The sequence below is a fragment of the Phormidium sp. CCY1219 genome, assembly GCF_035615515.1.
In the GTDB taxonomy this organism is placed as follows: Bacteria; Cyanobacteriota; Cyanobacteriia; order Cyanobacteriales; family Laspinemataceae; genus CCY1219.
In genome coordinates this window covers 1-17,780 of the sequence record NZ_JAJENT010000706.1, presented here as the reverse complement: position 1 = coordinate 17,780, position 17,780 = coordinate 1, and the positions used below count along the sequence as shown (strand labels likewise).

Annotated in this window: 14 protein-coding genes; 9 read left to right on the top strand and 5 right to left on the bottom strand. The window is 51.0% G+C overall.

Going from position 1 to position 17,780, the window contains the following annotated elements:
- Positions 1-155 precede the first annotated feature (155 nt).
- A complete protein-coding gene (locus tag LKK83_RS20805) occupies positions 156-635 on the bottom strand; it encodes a hypothetical protein (RefSeq protein WP_324633244.1) in 480 nt (159 codons plus the stop codon).
- A 146-nt stretch (positions 636-781) separates the two neighbouring features.
- Positions 782-922, bottom strand: coding sequence for a hypothetical protein (locus LKK83_RS20800; RefSeq protein ID WP_324633243.1), 141 nt, complete (start codon positions 920-922; stop codon positions 782-784).
- Between the two features lie 1,301 nt (positions 923-2,223).
- Here LKK83_RS20800 and LKK83_RS20795 point away from each other — a divergent pair.
- The 5 genes from LKK83_RS20795 (at position 2,224) to LKK83_RS20775 (ending at position 8,655) form a co-directional block, all read left to right on the top strand.
- Positions 2,224-2,874, top strand: coding sequence for a COP23 domain-containing protein (locus LKK83_RS20795; protein ID WP_324633242.1), 651 nt, complete (start codon positions 2,224-2,226; stop codon positions 2,872-2,874).
- An 87-nt stretch (positions 2,875-2,961) separates the two neighbouring features.
- Positions 2,962-4,092 (top strand): S1 family peptidase, encoded by a 1,131-nt coding sequence (locus LKK83_RS20790; RefSeq protein WP_324633241.1) that lies wholly within the window; start codon positions 2,962-2,964, stop codon positions 4,090-4,092.
- A 252-nt stretch (positions 4,093-4,344) separates the two neighbouring features.
- Positions 4,345-6,255: a tetratricopeptide repeat protein gene (locus tag LKK83_RS20785; RefSeq protein ID WP_324633239.1), complete on the top strand. Its 1,911-nt coding sequence runs from the start codon at positions 4,345-4,347 to the stop codon at positions 6,253-6,255.
- Between the two features lie 92 nt (positions 6,256-6,347).
- Positions 6,348-7,565: a hypothetical protein gene (locus LKK83_RS20780; RefSeq protein WP_324633238.1), complete on the top strand. Its 1,218-nt coding sequence runs from the start codon at positions 6,348-6,350 to the stop codon at positions 7,563-7,565.
- 22 nt (positions 7,566-7,587) lie between these two features.
- Positions 7,588-8,655 (top strand): hypothetical protein, encoded by a 1,068-nt coding sequence (locus LKK83_RS20775; RefSeq protein ID WP_324633237.1) that lies wholly within the window; start codon positions 7,588-7,590, stop codon positions 8,653-8,655.
- Between the two features lie 339 nt (positions 8,656-8,994).
- On the opposite strand, the gene LKK83_RS20770 is transcribed toward LKK83_RS20775, so the two are convergent.
- Positions 8,995-10,614, bottom strand: coding sequence for an ABC transporter substrate-binding protein (locus LKK83_RS20770; protein WP_324633235.1), 1,620 nt, complete (start codon positions 10,612-10,614; stop codon positions 8,995-8,997).
- Positions 10,615-10,940: 326 nt separating this feature from the next.
- On the opposite strand from LKK83_RS20770, the gene LKK83_RS20765 reads away from it, so the two are divergent.
- From LKK83_RS20765 to LKK83_RS20750, 4 genes are all read left to right on the top strand, one after another.
- Positions 10,941-11,279 carry a hypothetical protein gene (locus LKK83_RS20765; RefSeq protein ID WP_324633234.1) on the top strand — a complete coding sequence of 113 codons (339 nt, stop codon included), beginning with the start codon at positions 10,941-10,943 and terminating at the stop codon, positions 11,277-11,279.
- A gap of 67 nt (positions 11,280-11,346) precedes the next feature.
- Positions 11,347-11,889 carry a GIY-YIG nuclease family protein gene (locus LKK83_RS20760; protein WP_324633233.1) on the top strand — a complete coding sequence of 181 codons (543 nt, stop codon included), beginning with the start codon at positions 11,347-11,349 and terminating at the stop codon, positions 11,887-11,889.
- A 71-nt stretch (positions 11,890-11,960) separates the two neighbouring features.
- The gene (locus LKK83_RS20755; protein ID WP_324633232.1) at positions 11,961-13,913 is read left to right on the top strand and encodes a protein kinase domain-containing protein; all 1,953 of its coding nucleotides are present in this window, start codon (positions 11,961-11,963) and stop codon (positions 13,911-13,913) included.
- Between the two features lie 131 nt (positions 13,914-14,044).
- The gene (locus LKK83_RS20750) at positions 14,045-14,857 is read left to right on the top strand and encodes a class I SAM-dependent methyltransferase (RefSeq protein ID WP_324633231.1); all 813 of its coding nucleotides are present in this window, start codon (positions 14,045-14,047) and stop codon (positions 14,855-14,857) included.
- Positions 14,858-14,892: 35 nt separating this feature from the next.
- Here the strand turns inward: LKK83_RS20750 and LKK83_RS20745 are convergent, their stop codons facing one another.
- Positions 14,893-17,274 carry an FHA domain-containing protein gene (locus LKK83_RS20745; protein ID WP_324633230.1) on the bottom strand — a complete coding sequence of 794 codons (2,382 nt, stop codon included), beginning with the start codon at positions 17,272-17,274 and terminating at the stop codon, positions 14,893-14,895.
- Between the two features lie 26 nt (positions 17,275-17,300).
- The gene (locus tag LKK83_RS20740) at positions 17,301-17,498 is read right to left on the bottom strand and encodes a hypothetical protein (protein WP_324633229.1); all 198 of its coding nucleotides are present in this window, start codon (positions 17,496-17,498) and stop codon (positions 17,301-17,303) included.
- Positions 17,499-17,780: the final 282 nt, after the last annotated feature.

Here is a 17,780-nt window from a genome sequence, read left to right as displayed (position 1 = left end):
AACCCAGATCTCAAAGGTCTCGGCCCAGAAGCCCGCGCCGTACCGCCTAAGCGGTCGGCGTCGGGAGTACGTCACGTCGCACATTTTCTCTACGGTGGGGGGAGTCTTGATGATGGACTCGGCGATCGCGGATAGTTGCGATCGCCGCCTTTTGGCTATTCTGATTCTGGGGATTTTAGGGCGATGTCGAGCACTGCACGCGCCTCTTCAGCTTGTGCTTTGGCGGCTTGATAGCGCTGACTGGCTTGGGCAAAGGTTTTGAGCACTTTAAACCCATCTTTGAGGGTGGCAATTTCCTCTTCGCTGATGGGTCGGTCCTGAAAGAGAATGTCAATTTTTTCGCGCACGTTGAGCGCTTCGGTGCGCGAGCGATCGACTTTTTCTTTTAGGGTTACTAAACTGCTGAGGACTTGAACTGCCTCAATGAGTTTGTCTTCGCTGACTTCCTTTAATTCGGGTTCTTTCACTTCAATAAACCGATCGGGACTAAATCCTTCTGAGAGTGTGATGGGAAGTTTCCCCTCGTCCATGAGTTCGATGAGTTGGTCCATCGCTTTCTCACGAGCTTTGGCGGAATCTCTCCCGGAAACTGTTAAGATGACTTCTGGAGCTTGAGCGATAGTGTACTGAACCATATTGTTCCATGAGAAGTTGTTTTGATGAGCGGGTGAAAGCTGCGCGATCGCCTCGGTTGTTTCACTTCTAGGCTGACACAAAAGCCCGACCAACCTGCGCCTCATTGCTGCTTTCCGATTCCCTACAAAATGGTAGCGGTTGCGATTTATACCGCTTTTGCCATCGGAACGCCCAGGCGGGTTTGGCTCGCTTCCAGTCCGAGGACTCCCGGGGGCAAGCGGTGGCTCAATTCATCCGCGATCGCCTCCCTCCCCAAATCGGGGCAAGCCGCTTCTGTCCCCTTCATTGTTTACCTCATATCCTCTGGTTTAGATTGCACTTCCATCCAATCTGGCATCCTTTTTCTCTCCGTTTATTAATGTCTTAAATCACTTTATCATACTCTGGAGAAGTGACTTATGGCGAGAATTTTAAAAATTATTAAGGCCAGGAAAAAGCTTCTTCGGGAATCCTTCGCCCCTCGGCATGGAAAGGCGACAATTGTATAGAGTTTTATCCACGGACGCTACAGAACGAGACTCGAGTAAGGAAGTTCTACAATTGTAAGGCTAGGGAAGCAGAAACAATGGGCGATCGCTTTGCCGCAGGCGGGTATAATCCGGGCGGCAACTGTCAGCACGCAGTCTCTTCTGCGCCACACATTTGGCGCGCGCGATTCTGTGCGATCGGCCTAAAAAAAGAGTATCTCTTTCCTGCGCCTGTTCGTGGGTTTTCTCTGCTTCCCACGAGCCAGAAAAAGTCTCCTCCCCAAACCACCGCTTTCCCGGAGAAAGGAGATTAATCGGGTCTGTACTGTTTCTGCATAATTAATCGACTTGCTTCTCGCCGATAACCATTTCGATGTGGCGGCGATCGCGGAGAAAGAACATCTCTGTTTCGCTGAATCGGAGAGTTTATATTCCGGTGCGATGGGGTAATTGTTCTCTCAAAAAATCCCATTCAAGCGGCTGGATAAATTGGCGGAATGCCAAGGAGTATTCAGTTAAAAAGTATCCCCTTGCGCCCAGGGGAAGCGCTGTTTACTGTCAACTCCCCTTTCCCCTACAGAACCCTGTCTCCTGTTTCGGGTGATTGGGGTATGGGTCAATCCCCAATCTGAAATCCACCGCACTTGCCCTTGGCTCCTTTACCGAGAACCGTATAGTCGGCTACTTTGTTGCTTTATAGGAGTCAAGTTTTATTTTATTTTGACAATAAAAAAATATCCGATGTTAAGCTATCGGTTGCTTACTCGATCGCCTGCGAGATCGCCGGTGGATATGTTCCCTCCAACCGGCGATCGACGCACCATAGGATCCACTGCATCCCCGTCAGGAAATTTCCCCAGGGCGAGTTGCGATCGCTAATTGTTTGGCGATGGAATTAACGGGCGTGAAGGAGGCAAAAACCCCGATTTTTCAAGGGTTAGGTTGCTGGCTCCAGACGGGATCCATAAAAAAATGCGGAAAATTTATACATAAAGTTTTGTAAAAAAAATTTTTTCCTAGCTTTTTCGAGTCTAACTCGAAAAAGCTAGGAAAATTTTCCTGGCTGTGAAGAAGAGATTGAGGCTCAACTTCACAACAACTGTTCCTTATTCCATAGTACATGATGAAACCTAAATTTGTCATTACATCTCTGCTAACGGCAGCCTTGGCGTTGGGAGCCACTGCCACGATGCAAAAACCCAGTGAAGCGGGAAGCACCTCTTTCAACTGTGGGGTGTGGCTGAACGGACCCAATGCGGGAACCCCAGTCACCTACGCGCGCACACCCCGGGGGATCGTCCCGATCGTCAACTGGGTCTCCGAACGTTTTTCAGGGTCGGGTTACACGCCAATGCGGCGCTGTATGGAAGTGTCCGGTCGATTCCAAACCGCCTATAACAACGGGACGCTGAAGTTTGTCACCAGCGGGTATCGCAACGGGCAACCGGTGATTTGCACCTCCAGTGCCAACGGGGGTCCTTGCAGCAGCGTGTTATTCACCCTGAAGCCGGGAAGCGATGCCAGCCGCACGTTGCAGTCGATCTTTAACATCCAGATGATGGGTGCGGCAGCTCCCCCGCTTTACGAATCGGAAGCTTCGACCTATATCGACGTGAATGCGGTGCTAGACTCAGCGCAAACGGTGGATGCCACTCAAATCGATGGGGCGAATGGAAGTAGTACCCCAGCGGCTCAACCGCAACCTTCTGCGCCAAGCGTCAGCGAACCCACCTCTCCCGCACCTGCGGGTGGCGGCGGACCGCTCTGGTAAAGAGGGGTTGTCCAGCATAGGGGCGATCGCGTCATTGCCCCTATGAGTTCACCTAACATGAAAAATATGCATTTTAGAGCGAGAACCTTGGTTGTCGTTCTGGGTAGCTTATTTGTAGCTTTACCCGGAAAGGCAGTTGAGGAGTGTATTTCTGCACCCGTTTTACCCGAAGGCGTGCCCCAGGGAGAACCTGCGGGAGAAAGCACCGGAGAACTCGATCGCCTTTATCAATTAGCCGAATCGATTACCGTCAAAGTCTACTCCAATAACACCAACGGTTCTGGGATTCTGATTCAGCGTCAAGGATCGCTCTATACGGTGGTCACCAACGAGCACGTGCTGACCCTCGGACCGCCCTATCGGATTGAAACCGCCGATGGTCGGAGTTATCCTGCCGAAGTGTTGAAGTCAGTATCCTTTAACGGCAAAGATTTAGCGCTCTTGCAATTTTCCAGTGCCGAAAACTACACCCTGGCATCCTTCGGCGCGATCGCGAATTTGACCGTGGGAGAACCGGTGTTTGCGGCGGGATTTCCCTTTGGCGGGAGTGCCTCTCACGGGCGCGGATTTGCGTTCAAGACTGGTGAGGTGTCCCTGTTGCCAGACAAAGCCTTACCGAGAGGCTATCAGCTAGGCTATACCAACCCGATTGAAAAGGGGATGAGTGGGGGTCCGGTGCTGAATCGTCAGGGGCAAGTGGTCGGCATTAATGGAATGCACGCCTATCCCTTGTGGGGCGATCCCTACGTGTTTGAGGATGGGTCGCGACCTTGCCAAGGGATGAGAGAGATAATGACGAGATCGAGTTGGGCGATTCCCATCGAGACCTTAGTGCAACTAGCACAAAACCTGTCTCTTCCGAGGGTGGATTCGCCGGTGCGGTTGCCCGAGGTGGCACAAACCCCGATTCCCCAGGGGCAAAGTCCAGCGATCGGCGACATTCAAGACCCGTCAATCTCACCGGCGGTGCAAGTGCCGAGGCAGGGATTATTCCAGGAACCGCAAAGTCCCGCATCCCCCATTCCCGCCGTGCCCCAAAACGGCGAGCCGATGGTTTCGAGCGTTGACGGATTTTGGATTATGCCCGTTAACGAGGCAGATCGCTTTAATTCAATGCCCGAAAGCAACGGGTCATCGATCGCACCGGAAAACGGAGGGCCGAGGGAGTCGAATATCGCTCCCCGAGAAACGAACCAAACGCCGGAACCACTCTGGTAATTGCACGCCGAGAGGGGAGGGATAATATCGATTGACTGACCCCCTCGGGTGAACTCTGGCGAGTACCGCAGCGGTTCCACTTTCTATCCCCGAGGGGCGGGTTTATCAAACCGATTGCCTAGGGGCAAACCGTGACTTTGAACCCGCCCCTGCGGATTAATCCGAGTTGCAATCTGGGTTTTCCCAGATTCAATAGAACTCATTCCCCCGACTCAATCCAAGTACATATTCACCACAGTTTCAGGAGTGATTATGAAATTTTCCCCTAGACTTCCTGGGGCAATTTTGGGCGCAACTGCCGCACTGGTCATCGTTCAGCCTCAAATTGCCACTGCATTAACGGTAGAAGAACTCAACCAGCTTTCGCAAGAAATTACGGTATTAATCGAACGGAAAGACTCGCCATCTAACTCCGGATCGGGAGTAATTATTGCCCAAGAGGGGAATAATTACACCGTGCTGACTGCGTACCATGTGGTAAAAGCAGGAGTATCTCGCGGCGATTTAGAGTATGGAATTATTACCCATAATGACCGGGAATACAAACTCGATTTGAATACAATTGAGAAACTCCCGGGAGTAGACTTAGCCCTGTTACAATTTACCAGTTCCGAACAGTATCGCGTAGCGACTTTGGGAGATTACGACCTGAGAACGGAAGGTGCGGGAAGGTCGTCACTGATTTTTGTTTCCGGATGGCCGGCAGGTTGGGAAGAAGCGCGACGGTTGTTTAATCCCGGACTGAGAGTGGCAGAGGAATTTGCCTCGGCATTTGCCAAAAAAACCTTGGCAGAAGGGTACGAAATGCTTTACACCAGCATTACCTATCCGGGGATGAGCGGCGGCCCGGTTTTAGATCTGAATGGCAACGTGATTGGCATTCACGGACAGTCCGAAGGGGAAAGAATTTCCGAAACCGAAGCGGGAACGAATAATTTTCGCGTGCGGTTGGGCTACAGTTTGGGGATTCCCATCCAAACGTTTTTGAACCTAGCCAAGGAGGAAGGGAATTTACCAGAAACCTTAGCCATCGCCAACACACCGCCAGTCAATTTAAGCCGAACAGAAATGCTGGATTCTCTGGAATATTTGCAGCCCGATCGCCCCAAAGGAGAAGCGGCTGAAGATAAACGAGCCTGGGTGAATTATGGCAATGAATTGTGGCGAATTTCCCGGGTATATGCCGATGCCAATCCAGAGGATTCGAGAACCATTGCTCTGAGGAAAAAAGCGGTTGCCGGATACGAGGAAGCCTTAAAAATAGACCCGGAATTTTACCAAGCCTGGTACGCCCGGGGCAACGCTCTTTCGGATATGGGAGAAGAGGAAGCCGCACTCAGTTCCTACGATCGCGCCATCGAATTGCTCGACTACGAACGGCTAACTGCAGAGTATGAAAAAGCCATTGAGAGCAACAATGAACGTCAAAAACTCGAACTAGAAGCCGAACTCGAATTATATGCGACTCTCTGGCGCTATAAAGGCTTGTTGCTCTCGAATTTGCAACGCTACGAAGCCGCCCGGGACGCCTTAATGCAGGTGACGAAAATTCAAGAAGATGACTTTGCTGCTTGGGATTTGCTGGGAATGGCGCAATTAGAATTAGGGGCAAAAGAAGAAGCGCTGAAGTCCTTTGAAAAATCCCTGGCGATTAATGATGAGTATGTGTATGCATGGCTTCACAAAGGCGATGTCCTGGCAAAACTGGGACAGTTTAACGAATCGCTGATTGCCTATGAAAAAGCGGTTGAACTGCAGCCCAATTTGTATTTCGCGGTTTTCCGACGCGGGGAAGTCTTGGCCAAAATCCTGCAAGACACGCAACAATCGCCGCAAGCATTGGACGAGGCGCTATCCATTGATGCCAGGGATCCGCATGGTTTGCATCGCCGGGGATTTGCCTGGTTTGGCTTGACCAACCGGGAAGCCGCGATCGCGACCTTCGATCGCGCAATTGAAAGTAATCCGGACGATGCATTAGCTTGGGCCGCAAGGGGACTGGCGTTAGTGGTAGAAAATCGCTACGAAGAAGCACAAGCTGCATTCGAACGGGCTTTAGAACTCAATCCGAACGACTTTGAAACCCAAGAAGTTCTACAACTTCTAGAGCAAGTCCAACAACTGGATGATTCTGATTCAGAGTTGCGAGGGATGGAGCGATGAAAAAAACCAACAATTTCCCCAGAATTTGTAGGGTGGGCACCGCCCACCGAACCCGACAGTTACAGAGGTTAATCGCTCATTGGGTAAGTCCTATGGGAGAAAAGCAAGATAATGATTCGCGCCGAGGGAATATTCTACAACAGGGACAGCTTTTAATCATTAGTTCCATGTTGGGAATGGGAGTGCTTTATAATACAGCCAGCCTTGCGGGTCCGTTAGGAGAGGAAAACAACCCGCAATGGCTCCGCCCCGACGATTTCGCACAAGTGCAAGCCTTGCCCCCGGAAACCTTCGTTTCCTCACCCCCACAGAGAAACATCGAGGAGTTTGAGGCGATGTTGTCGAGACCGCAACCGGGTTCTACAGAACCAGAGGTGGCGAAGCGCCAGAGCGCGCCCCAGTCATTTCCGTCGGTGGGGGAATCGAGAGAATATAGCGACTCGTCGATCGCCGATCGCGAACCGGCGATCGCACAGGTCACTCCCCCGGAACCGCCAATCCCGGAACCCACTGCCCCAGGTACCACAGAACTGGAAGAATTGCAAGAACAGTGGCTGCTCCCCGTACCGCCAGTGATTGAAAATCCGATTCAAGTCCAACGGGGGAGAGGTGTGCCCAGTGTGGCACCGGGATCGAGTCTCCTCACTCCCACGGCGTTTGGTCCTCGCTGGGGTCAAGCATTTGTGGGCGCTGGATTTCAAGAAAGAACCCGCTTTACTGACAGTTCCGATGGGGCGATTTCTGCCGGCTTTGGAGTGGGAGATCCGCGCAAAACTGTAGGCTTGCAAACGAGTTTTACCGTACTCGATTTGCTCGACAATCGCAGTGGAGATGATGGGTTTTTCAATCGCGGTGCGATTAGTTTTAAAGTGTCGCGGGTGCTGCCGAACGATGTGGCGATCGCCGGGGGAATAGAAAATGCGATCGTCTGGGGATTTACTGATGTGGGAACCAGTGCTTATGGCGTGGTGACTAAAGTATTTCGCCTGCAAGAAAGCACCGCCGATCCCTTCAGTCGTCTCACCCTGTCTCTCGGTGTGGGCAACGGGCGCTTTCGCACCGAAGATGACTTTAACGAGGATAATAACACGGTCAATGTGTTTGGCAGTGTGGCGGTGCGCGTGGCAAGACCCGTATCGGCGATCGCGAACTGGACCGGTCAAGATTTAAGCCTGGGAGTGTCTGTAGTTCCGTTCCGCAATATTCCCCTCGTCGTCACACCCAGTTTAGACGATATCACTGGCAACGCTGGAGATGGAACTCGGTTCCGCTTAAGTGTTGGTTATAGTTACTTCTTCCCAGGTTTTTAACCCGCAAAACAGCCTAGAAATTATGACAATGAAACCGCTTCCATTTTATCTCAATTATCTATTGGCTTTGGGTGTTTGGGTCATCCTGGGTCTTGCAGTTCCTCCATCCCCGGCTCAAGCTCAAACCTCTAACCAGTCCGACCTGAATAATCTCTCGGATATCATTAACAACGACCCGACGGAGACGGATGATGAAGAAACCTCGGAAGAACCCGAGGAAGAACCCGAGGAAGAACCCGAAGAAGAACCCGAAGAAGAACCAGAAAACATAGTAGACCTCGGATCGGAACCGGATTCCGAACCAGAAGAATCCGAACCGGAATCCGAACCGGGGGCAGAAGTGGAAGACATACCAGAAATAGAATCAGAAACAGCAGAAGAACCACAATCCGAAGTGGACTTTGAGTTTCCATCAGACTTCAACGAGATAGATGCTTTACCCGAAAATTCTCCAGAAGCCACTCAAGAAAGCGAACCAAATCTGACAGAAGACCTCCCAGAAATCCAAGTGGAAATCCCTGCGGAAACCGTAGAAGAAACGCCGGGAGGGGAAGAGCAACCCGAAGCAGAAACCCCGGTTAATGTGCCGGTGGATGCACCCGACGTAGAGGTGACATTTACCCCAGAAGGCGAGAGTGCCGTGGATGACACTGCGGAGACCATTGTAACGGAGCTAGATACGGGCAATCTCTCTACTGGAGACGGAGATACTGTAGCTGTGGGCGGGGGAGAAGTTCCCGAGTCAATTCAGCAAACTTTGTTAAATATTCTCACCGGCGATCCTTCAGCCAAAGCTCTGTTTGGAGACCCCTTGTTAAATCCATTGGTTGCCGGTTTGGTGTTTGCTCCAGGCGCACCGCAAGAAGCCCTCGCCCTGCAATTAGCCCAACAATTATTGGGTCTGTTGGAGGGAGGAAAAGTCAACCCGAAAAAACTGCAAGCCGCTGTTGCTGCATACAATGCTTTAATTAAAGCCAGTGGTGCGGAATTTTTGAATAATCCGCCCACAGAATTGGTGGCGATTCGACAGATTCTCTCCGAATTGGTTGACGCGGCACGTGCCGCTGATATTGCTCCGGAAACTAACTAAAACGCTATGCTTTTTTCGGGTTAATTATTTACTCCAAAAAGACACAAATTTTATTTGTGTCTTTTTTTTGCATTTATAGCGATTATGATTTATTGTGAGATACTAATTTTGGTAATTACCGCCTGCGCGAGAATTACAACAGATTTATGCTGCGTACTCCATCAAGAACGAAACCTGCTATTTTAAAAAAATATTGCAAGCAAGGGTGTAAATTATGTGGCACAGTAGAGAGGCGATTAATCGCCTCTCTACAGGGAGGCAGTAGCTCGGGATTCCACGTTTCCAGCATGAGCTGGAAACGAGTAAAAACTCAGTATAAACGATTAACAAACCCGGCAATTAAAGTGGTTCAAATTGATAGCGATAGCCGGCATTGGTACCGGGGACGGCTTTCACCAGGGGAATGCGATCGAACAGGTTAAAATCGGTGGCGGTGCCGGAAATGGGAATGCCTTGCTGGAGTAATTGAGCCGCTGCGGCGCGGGTGGGGTTTTGGGTTAACGCATTGGCTAAAGCTTGGGTGGTATCGTAGGCGGTGGCGGTACGCCAACTGACTCTTCCCCGCCAGATTTTAGCTGCTTGGGAGGCGAAGCGATCGCCTTGCTGCCAGCGCCAGGGAACGGCTAAAATCAAGCCATCGATCGCTGCATCTCCTTCTTTCAATAGGGTGGGATTATACAATTCATCCCCTCCCATCAGGGCTAACGGTTGCGGTTGGTTGGCATTCACTTGCGCGATCGCGATCGCCGTGTCTACCTTATTTTTACTCAATGCCAAAAACCCAATGGTTGCCCCTTCTTCCCGGGCACTTTGCAATGCTTCCGCCGGATTAAACCCCGGCGCAGTAACCTCCACCGCGTTTACCAATTCCCCATTATTGTCTGCCAATGCAGCAGAAATTTTATCTTTCAAGGCTTGACTGTACGGACTATCTGTGTTATAAAAAATAACTGCCGATGCCGGAGAGTAATTTGCTGCTGCATGGGACACTAAGGTTTGCCCCACGCTTTCGAGGTAGCGATCGAGTACCTCGTCGGCATTTTCCCCTAAAGAGAGGGTTTGTAAAATAGATTGACCGGTGCTATCGGTAGAGATGCGAGTGCTAATCGGAGAAAGAACCGCCATTTGTGCCTCTTCGTATTCGGCGATCGCCTCGCGACTTGCCGCATCCACCCCATGCCCGATCGCGCCTAAAACATTGCCCGCCTGAATCAAATCCTGCGCCAATGAAGGACCATTTGCCGGTTCGGCTTCATTGACAATCGCTACTTCTAAAAACCGCCCCGGAATCGTCGGGTTATCGTTAAATTCATCTTGATAAAGTGCCACGCCGCGCAGCACTTCTTTTGCCGCATTCTCACTGGCAGAAATCGGCACCACCACAGCAATGGTTAGAGGATTTTCCGCTTTTTTGGCGATAGAATTATTGAAATAAATCTTCGCTTCCGGGTCGTTCGGATCCACTTCAGACGCTAGCTGATATTGAGCGATCGCTTCGTCCCAATTTTGCTGACTAAATGCCGTTGCCCCCGCCACTTTTTCCGCGAAATTCTTGCCCCCCACCAATAAAACTTTTTCCCCCTGACTGATAGACTCCGCATTCACCGCCGTTTGACTGATACTTTCCAAAGAATCCGCCGCCATTTCGGCAGAATTTTCTGCCTCAAACCGCCATACATCGTTGCGCCACAGCAGATATCCCGCCGTGGTGCCCCCCAACAGCAGAATTAGGGCGATCGCAACTGTTGCGGCGATCGGAAACTGGAATTTTTGTGGTTGCGACAACAGGGTTTTGCTCTTTGAGTCCAGTTTCTGCGGTTCCATTGCCTCCTGGGGCAACCCACATATCTCGCACTCGGGGGCGTGATTCTCGTGGGGGGGATGGGAACCAGAGCAATTGGGATAGTGCTGTCCGTTTTTGGGGATTCCGTCGCAAATCCAACCGTTCGCAGAATTCACCTCAATCCACCTCTCTGTTCGCCTTTTATTGTACCATTCTAGACGGTAGAATCAACCCCCCACTTGACGACTCCGCAATTTCTGTTAAGAATTTTAAACCCAGGGCGATCGCTGTGGATCGGAGCTGGCATCATAAGAGAGTTGAGAACTCAGGCAGGGGGCAACCGGGCGCTGTGCCACTTTCATCTCCCCTGACCCTCCAATTTGCCCGGAGAAATCCCCCGCCGGGGAAAAACACTCCCTCCGGAATGAGTTAGAATGCATCAGTCCTCGGATTTAACCGGGGCAAATTATCCATCCGTCGTTCATCAGCAGGTGCTTGACCAATGGGGCTAAAAATCGTCCAAAATTATAACCCAAACTTTACCCTCGAACCCGAGGCCAAATCTACCTTATTTCGGTTATTAAATGGGGAAAATTTCCGTCAGCAGGTTGCGGAACAATCCGGCGCTTCTCAGGTAGAATTTACCGAACTGCTGTTCCAACCGATTCCCTATAGCGAAAGTACCCCCAAAGGAATGCCGAAGGAATTCGAGTTTTATCACGAATCCGATGAGTACGTAATTATTAACGTGCCGCCGAACTTTATGTTTAAAGCCAAAATTTTCAATCCCAGTCGCTTGTGTGCCGTTTATCGTCAAATTGCCCATTATCCAAAGGAGTAACGCATCAAAGCGACAGCAAAAAATTTGCTACAAAATGGCGCAATCATAATTACCAAAGATACCCAAAATGACCAGTCAAACTTCTCTTCCTTCCCTAGACAGTCTCGACTACCTTCCCTACCTCGATGCTGAGGGCAACTCGAATCCTGAGTTCGGCGGAAAAGTCGGCGTTTATGCGATTTTTGACGCGGATAAAGTCTTGCGATATATTGGATATTCTCGGGATGTTTCCCTGAGTCTGAAACAGCACCTCGTGCGGCAACCCCATCAGTGCTATTGGATTAAAGTGCAAACCATCGAACGGCCCAGTCGCAGCGCATTAGAAGCGATTAAACAACAGTGGATTGCCGAAAATGGAAAGACCCCTAGGGGAAATGACGCCGATGAGGCAAAATGGACGCAGCCAATTGATGTAAAACCGCTGATGACGGCGCAGGAGAAAGAAGAGTATGAGAAACCCACAGACGAACTCGGGCAGATAAAACAGCTTAAAAAGATAGCGCGGCGCGTGGAAGCGGAGATTTTATCTGTGCTAGAATCGCGTGGGGTGCAAGAAAAAATGCGCTTTAATCCCAAGCTGAAAGAAAGTGGTTTGCTTGACTTGAAGTAAAGGACAAGCGAAGGTCAATTAACGATTGACAATTGCACGATTGATTCTAAACCTCCAAGGTGTTTTATCCCATGACATCGGCACTATTAAACAATCGCTATCGCATTCTCAAAGAACTCGGATCCGGTGGGTTTGGTCAAACGTTTTTGGCGGAAGATACTCAAATGCCATCTAAACGCCGCTGCGTTATCAAACAGCTCAAACCCGTTACTGGAAATCCGCAGATTTATCAAGTGGTTCAAGAGCGGTTTGCGCGGGAAGCTGCCATTTTGGAGCAGGTGGGGGAGGAACATCCTCAAATTCCGAAGCTGTTTGCCTATTTTGAGCTAGAGGGACAATTTTATCTGGTGCAAGAATTGATAGAAGGCGTCACCCTGACGAAGAAGGTGCAAACTGGCGGACCGCTGAGTGAGGGAGAGGTGCGATCGCTGCTTGCTGGTTTATTGCCGGTGTTGGAATACCTACATGGGTTGCGCCTGGTGCATCGGGATATCAAACCGGATAATATCATCCTCCGATCGCCGCCCCCCGGAAGACCCCGGGGAAGTGAGGTGGAAAAACCAGTGTTAATCGATTTTGGGGCGGTAAAGGAAACGATGGCGACGGTAGTGAGTTCTTCTGGCGGAACCACCCCCTCGATCGCGATCGGCACTCCGGGATTTATGCCACCGGAACAAGCAGCAGGAAGACCGTTGTATTCCAGCGATTTGTATAGTTTAGCCGTCACCGCCGTGTATCTGCTGACGGGGAAACTCCCGCAGGAGTTGGAGGCAGATCCGGCAACGGGTGAGATAATTTGGCGTCAGCACGCCCCTAGCGTTAGTCCCGGTTTGGCGGGGATGTTAGATAAGGCGATGCGGTTTAATCCGCGCAGTCGCTATTCTACCGCGCGAGAGATGCTCGATGCCTTGCAACCGGCGGTGAATTCCGACGTTTCTACCCTGGCGATCGCCCCAATGGGAGAGTCTACCGCCACGCCGCCGGTGAACTACAAACCGCCTCATCGGCGCAGCGGAACTCGCCGATTTGCGGCGATCGCCGGTGGGGTGTTGCTCGCATCGTTTCTGATTGGATTTGCGATCGCGCGCCAAAACATCGCACCTACCCCTTCAGACAATCCCTCACCTAGCGTACCCAACACCCCGGTTTCTCCCGCACCCACCGGCCCATCAGACCCGGAAAATCCGCCCGGGAGTGCCGAGTCTCCCAACACTCCAGTTTCTCCCGCACCCACCGGCCCATCAGACCCGGAAAATCCGCCCGGGAGTGCCGAGTCTCCCAACACCCCAGTTTCTCCCGCACCCACCGGCCCATCAGACCCGGAAAATCCGCCGGAGAGTTCCGAGTCTCCCAATCCAGAACCGCCTACCGCAAGCGGATTTTATTACTTGGCCGATTCTGCGTTTAAAAATCCCGAAAATGCCCGCAATCAATTGCGGAAATTAAAGCAACAAGGGTATAATGAAGCGGGAAGCTTTTGGTTGCCCGATTATCCCAATTTATCGGCGAGTCCTTACGAGCAAGTGTATGTGGCGAAATTCCGCGATCGCGACAGTTGTATTGCCCAGTTAAAATCCTATGGCGAATTCGTCCCGGATGCTTACTGTGCCTTCGCCAGTGACAATCCCAACGCGGCGGCAAATCACGTTTATGCCTCCGACTTGCGCCCGGACAATTCCTCGCCATCCCCCAGCGATCGCCCCTCCTCCGCACAATTTATTCGCAGTTACTACGAGAATATTAATGACCGGGAATATCGCCGCACCTGGAGTATGCTTTCTCCCGAGTTTCAACGAACCGGTTCCGAGAGTTACCAGGAATATGTGGAGTGGTGGGATAGCATTCGTCAAGTGCGAGTGCGCCGCGTCAATCAGATTTCCACCCGAGATGAAGTTGCGATCGCCGATGTCGCCTTAACCTATAACAAACGAAATGGAAAACAGTCCGAGGAAACCCTCCGCATGACCTTGATTTGGGACGAAGAAAACCGCACTTGGGCGATCGACAAAACCGATGTGCGATGACTCCATCCCTCGCACTCGTTCCCAGCTCAAACTGGGAACACCACCTCCATTATCCCATAAAATACCCCCGAATCCTACCAAAAATCCCCCATTTTTGATAAACTAGAACCGCCCAATTACGACCCAGAACCATGACCGCAGAAACGCCCAGCACCGCCCACCATTCCCCCAATCATAGCACCCTCTACGCCACCCCCAGAATCGTCACCAATCTAGACGAGTGCTACTTCTATCATACAATGGAAATTCCCGGTTATGGACTGGTGCAAGGAGAGTGGGATTTGCGCCACGGTATGCGCGAGTATCTCGGTGGCGTTGACTTCAGCAACAAACGAGTATTAGAAATTGGTACCGCCAGTGGATTTTTATGCTTTCAGATGGAACGACTCGGCGCAGAAGTGATTGCTTACGACTTATCGGAACATCAATCCTGGGATATCGTACCTTTTGTGCGCGCGAATTGCGAGGAATTTGCCCGCCATTTTAAAACCCATATCCATAAAATCAATAACGGCTATTGGTTGGCTCATCAAGCGCATCAGTCCAATGCTAAAGTGTTATATGGCAGCGTTTACGAGATTCCCGAAGCGATTGGCGCGGTGGATATTTCCACCTTTTGTTCCGTTCTGCTGCACGTTCGCGACCCCTTTCTCGCCCTACAGAAAGCATTGCGCCTCACTCGCGAAACTGTGATTATTACCGAACGCTTGCCCAAGTATTTTCCCCTGGTGAGTTTGTTGGCTAAATTGGGTAAAAGTCCAATGATATTTTTACCAAATTTTAAAACCCGAGAACCGCAAGAAGCTTGGTGGTATTTACCGCCGGAAACCATTCAGCAATTTATTGGCGTTTTAGGCTTTGAAAAAAGCAAAGTAACATACCACAGACAAACCTACAGAGGTCAAAAAACTCTAATGTACACCGTCATCGGACATCGAGAATAGATAAAGAAGCGGGCGATTTTAATCGCCCTGCTTCACTACAAAATATCCTTGCGCTTTTGCAACCCATAAGTGGCTACTAAATAAATCAGGGCGTGCAAACATAACACCCCCCAATTCAAGCCTAAATTTTCCCAAGTTGGGTCGTAAACCGAGGTGGGTTCAAAGGGTTGCGGAACCACACTTCCATCGGGTAATTCCGTGGGTTCGGGCACCATTGCATTTACATTCACTAACGCGCCATAAGCTCCTACAGACCAGCGACTTAACATCAGCCAAGAAATCGTACTTGCCGCCCCTTCCATTTTAAACAAAACTCCGGCAAAAATAATCTGGGGGAGTAATAAAAGCGGTAAAGCGCTATTGGCTTGCGAGCTATTTTTCACCATCGCCGACACCAGCAATCCCAGACAAATGCTGGTAAATAAGGTTAAAAAGCTGGTAATCGAAACGCCAACTGGCCAATAAATTAAGTCCGGTTCTGGGTTTTTAAACGCTAGCAAAATTGCCCCCGCCATAAATAGGGTTTGCAAAATGGCTAATCCGCCTAGAATCGCAATTTTGGAACCCAAGTAAGGGAACAAACCTAAATTAACTAATCGTTCCCGCAGGTAAATGGCTGCTTCTTTGACAATTTCTTGCAAAGCGGTGGAAAGTCCGACCCAAATAGCGGCTGAGGTAAAGACAAATAACACCCGCAGGGCGAGGGGGGCTAAGGTGGCGTCGGGTTCGCCGATTAAGGGGTCTTTATCGCGGATGGCGAGGGTCATCAAACTGATACCAATCGGGGCGGTTAATAAGGCTAAGCCTAAGTTAACTGGGTCGCGTTTGGTGAGTTGAAAATAGCGTTGAGTGAGGAGAGAAAGCTGCTGGAATGGAGAGGGTTTGACTTGTGTGGGAGGGGCGATCGCCGAATTTTTTCCCTGAGTGCCGGTACTTAGGTGATTTTGTACGTAGCGTTGGTAGAACTTGGAGTGGCGAAAGTTATCGGCCCAGCGCTGCACATGTGCTTCCCCTTGTTCCAGTTCGTTATAGATATCGGCGAAGTCGCCCGAGGTGATATTGAAGAACTGGAAGGCATCTTGCGGGGGTCCGAAATAGCACAAATGGCCGCCGCGTCCCAGGAAAACCACGCGATCGCATAATTTCACGTTAGCGGTAGCGTGAGTAACTAGCACAATGGTGCGTCCGCGATCGGCCAATTTTCGCAAAAGCTGCATCATCTTCTTATCCAACCCCGGATCGAGTCCCGAGGTAGGTTCGTCCAAAAAGAATAACTTCGGATCCGCCAGCAATTCTACGCCGATACTCACTCGCTTGCGCTGTCCCCCACTCAACTGACTCACGAGCACATTGTCGCGATCGCCCATTTCAATCTCGTCCAGCGTCTTTTGCACCACTCCCTTAACATCCGTATCTGGCGGAAGTCGCAACTGCGCCGCATAGGTCAGCACCTCTGCCACCGTCAGTTGTCGGTGAACGATATCATCCTGGGGCACATAGCCAATTTGGGTGCGATAAATATTGAAATTCCGCCGCAAATCATCCCCATTCAGATACACGGCACCCTGGGTGGTGGGGTCTACCCCTAACAAAGTTCGCATCAAGGTAGATTTCCCCGCACCACTCCCGCCAACTAACGCGACAAACTGACCCGGTTCGATCGCCAGGGTAATGTCCTGGAGCAACCGCTTTTTCTCACCTTTTTCTCCCTTAACTTCTCGCACCAAATGTTCGGCATCCAGACGAATTTGCGTGCCACCATCCAGCACCAGCAGTTCGTCCCCGCGCAATACCAAGGTAAACGGTCCGATGCGGATAATAGCTCCTTCCGCAAGGCGCATCGACTCCTGTACCCGCTGCCCGTTGACAAATACGCCATTTGTGCTATAATCTCGCAAAACATAGCCTCGACCATCGGAATCCACCGTGGCGTGACGGCGAGACACGATCGGCGCATCCAGTTGCAGGTTAGCGCTGGGGTCGCGCCCGAGTAACACGGAACGCCCTTTCAGAGACACCGAGCGCGCCGGGGGTGGCGTGCCCGCTTCCGTGGGGTTAACGTAAGTGAGAATAATTTGGTCTTTCGGATTTTGTCCGATGCGAATTTGGGTACCATTTCGCAACCGATAGCCCTCGCCCACGGAAATCCGCGTGCGATCCAAAAATAACCCATTCGTGCTGGGGTTGCTTCCGTCACCATCGTAAATTTGATAATCGTTCCCCACTTTCTCGAACACCGCGTGAGCGCGAGAAATGACCTGCCAATCCGTGGGAACCAGCAAATCCGCCCCGGTGGCGCGATCGCGCCCCAACAGGTGCCGATTTCCCCGCAGTTCCAGACGCATCACCTTCCCTTGGTTGTTTAATTCCAAATAGGGATTCGCCTCGAGTACCGTTTGTTGTCCTGAGTTACCCATGATAAGATTCCGTGAGTCCAGATTTCTTAAGATTTGATTAAAATTTGTGAGCGACGATCGCTCTGGGATGGCGATCGGGTTAAATCAGTCCGATGGGGAATGCCCACCCGACCCCGGCGACCCTTCTCGGCGAGGAAGCAATTCCCCGACGCCGAGCGAATTTTAGCCCACAGGCGATCGGGGACAAAACATCCCCTCGCCTCCCGATTTTCAGAGCAAAGCAATGCTTCGCTCACCCTCTCGATCGGGCTAACTGTAGCCCCCGTTTAATTTCATTTCCCTACTGTAGCAGTTGATTTGGGCTTTTTGCCCTTATAGTAAGTAAAGATTGATGAACAATCCTAGCCATTCCCTTCAGAACGTGATAGGCTCGAAAAAAGCTTCATTATCAGCCAACAGCCATGATGACGCCCACCTTACTCAACAACCGATATCGCATCCTGCGCGAACTCGGATCCGGCGGGTTCGGCGAAACCTTCCTCGCCGAAGACACCCAAATGCCTTCC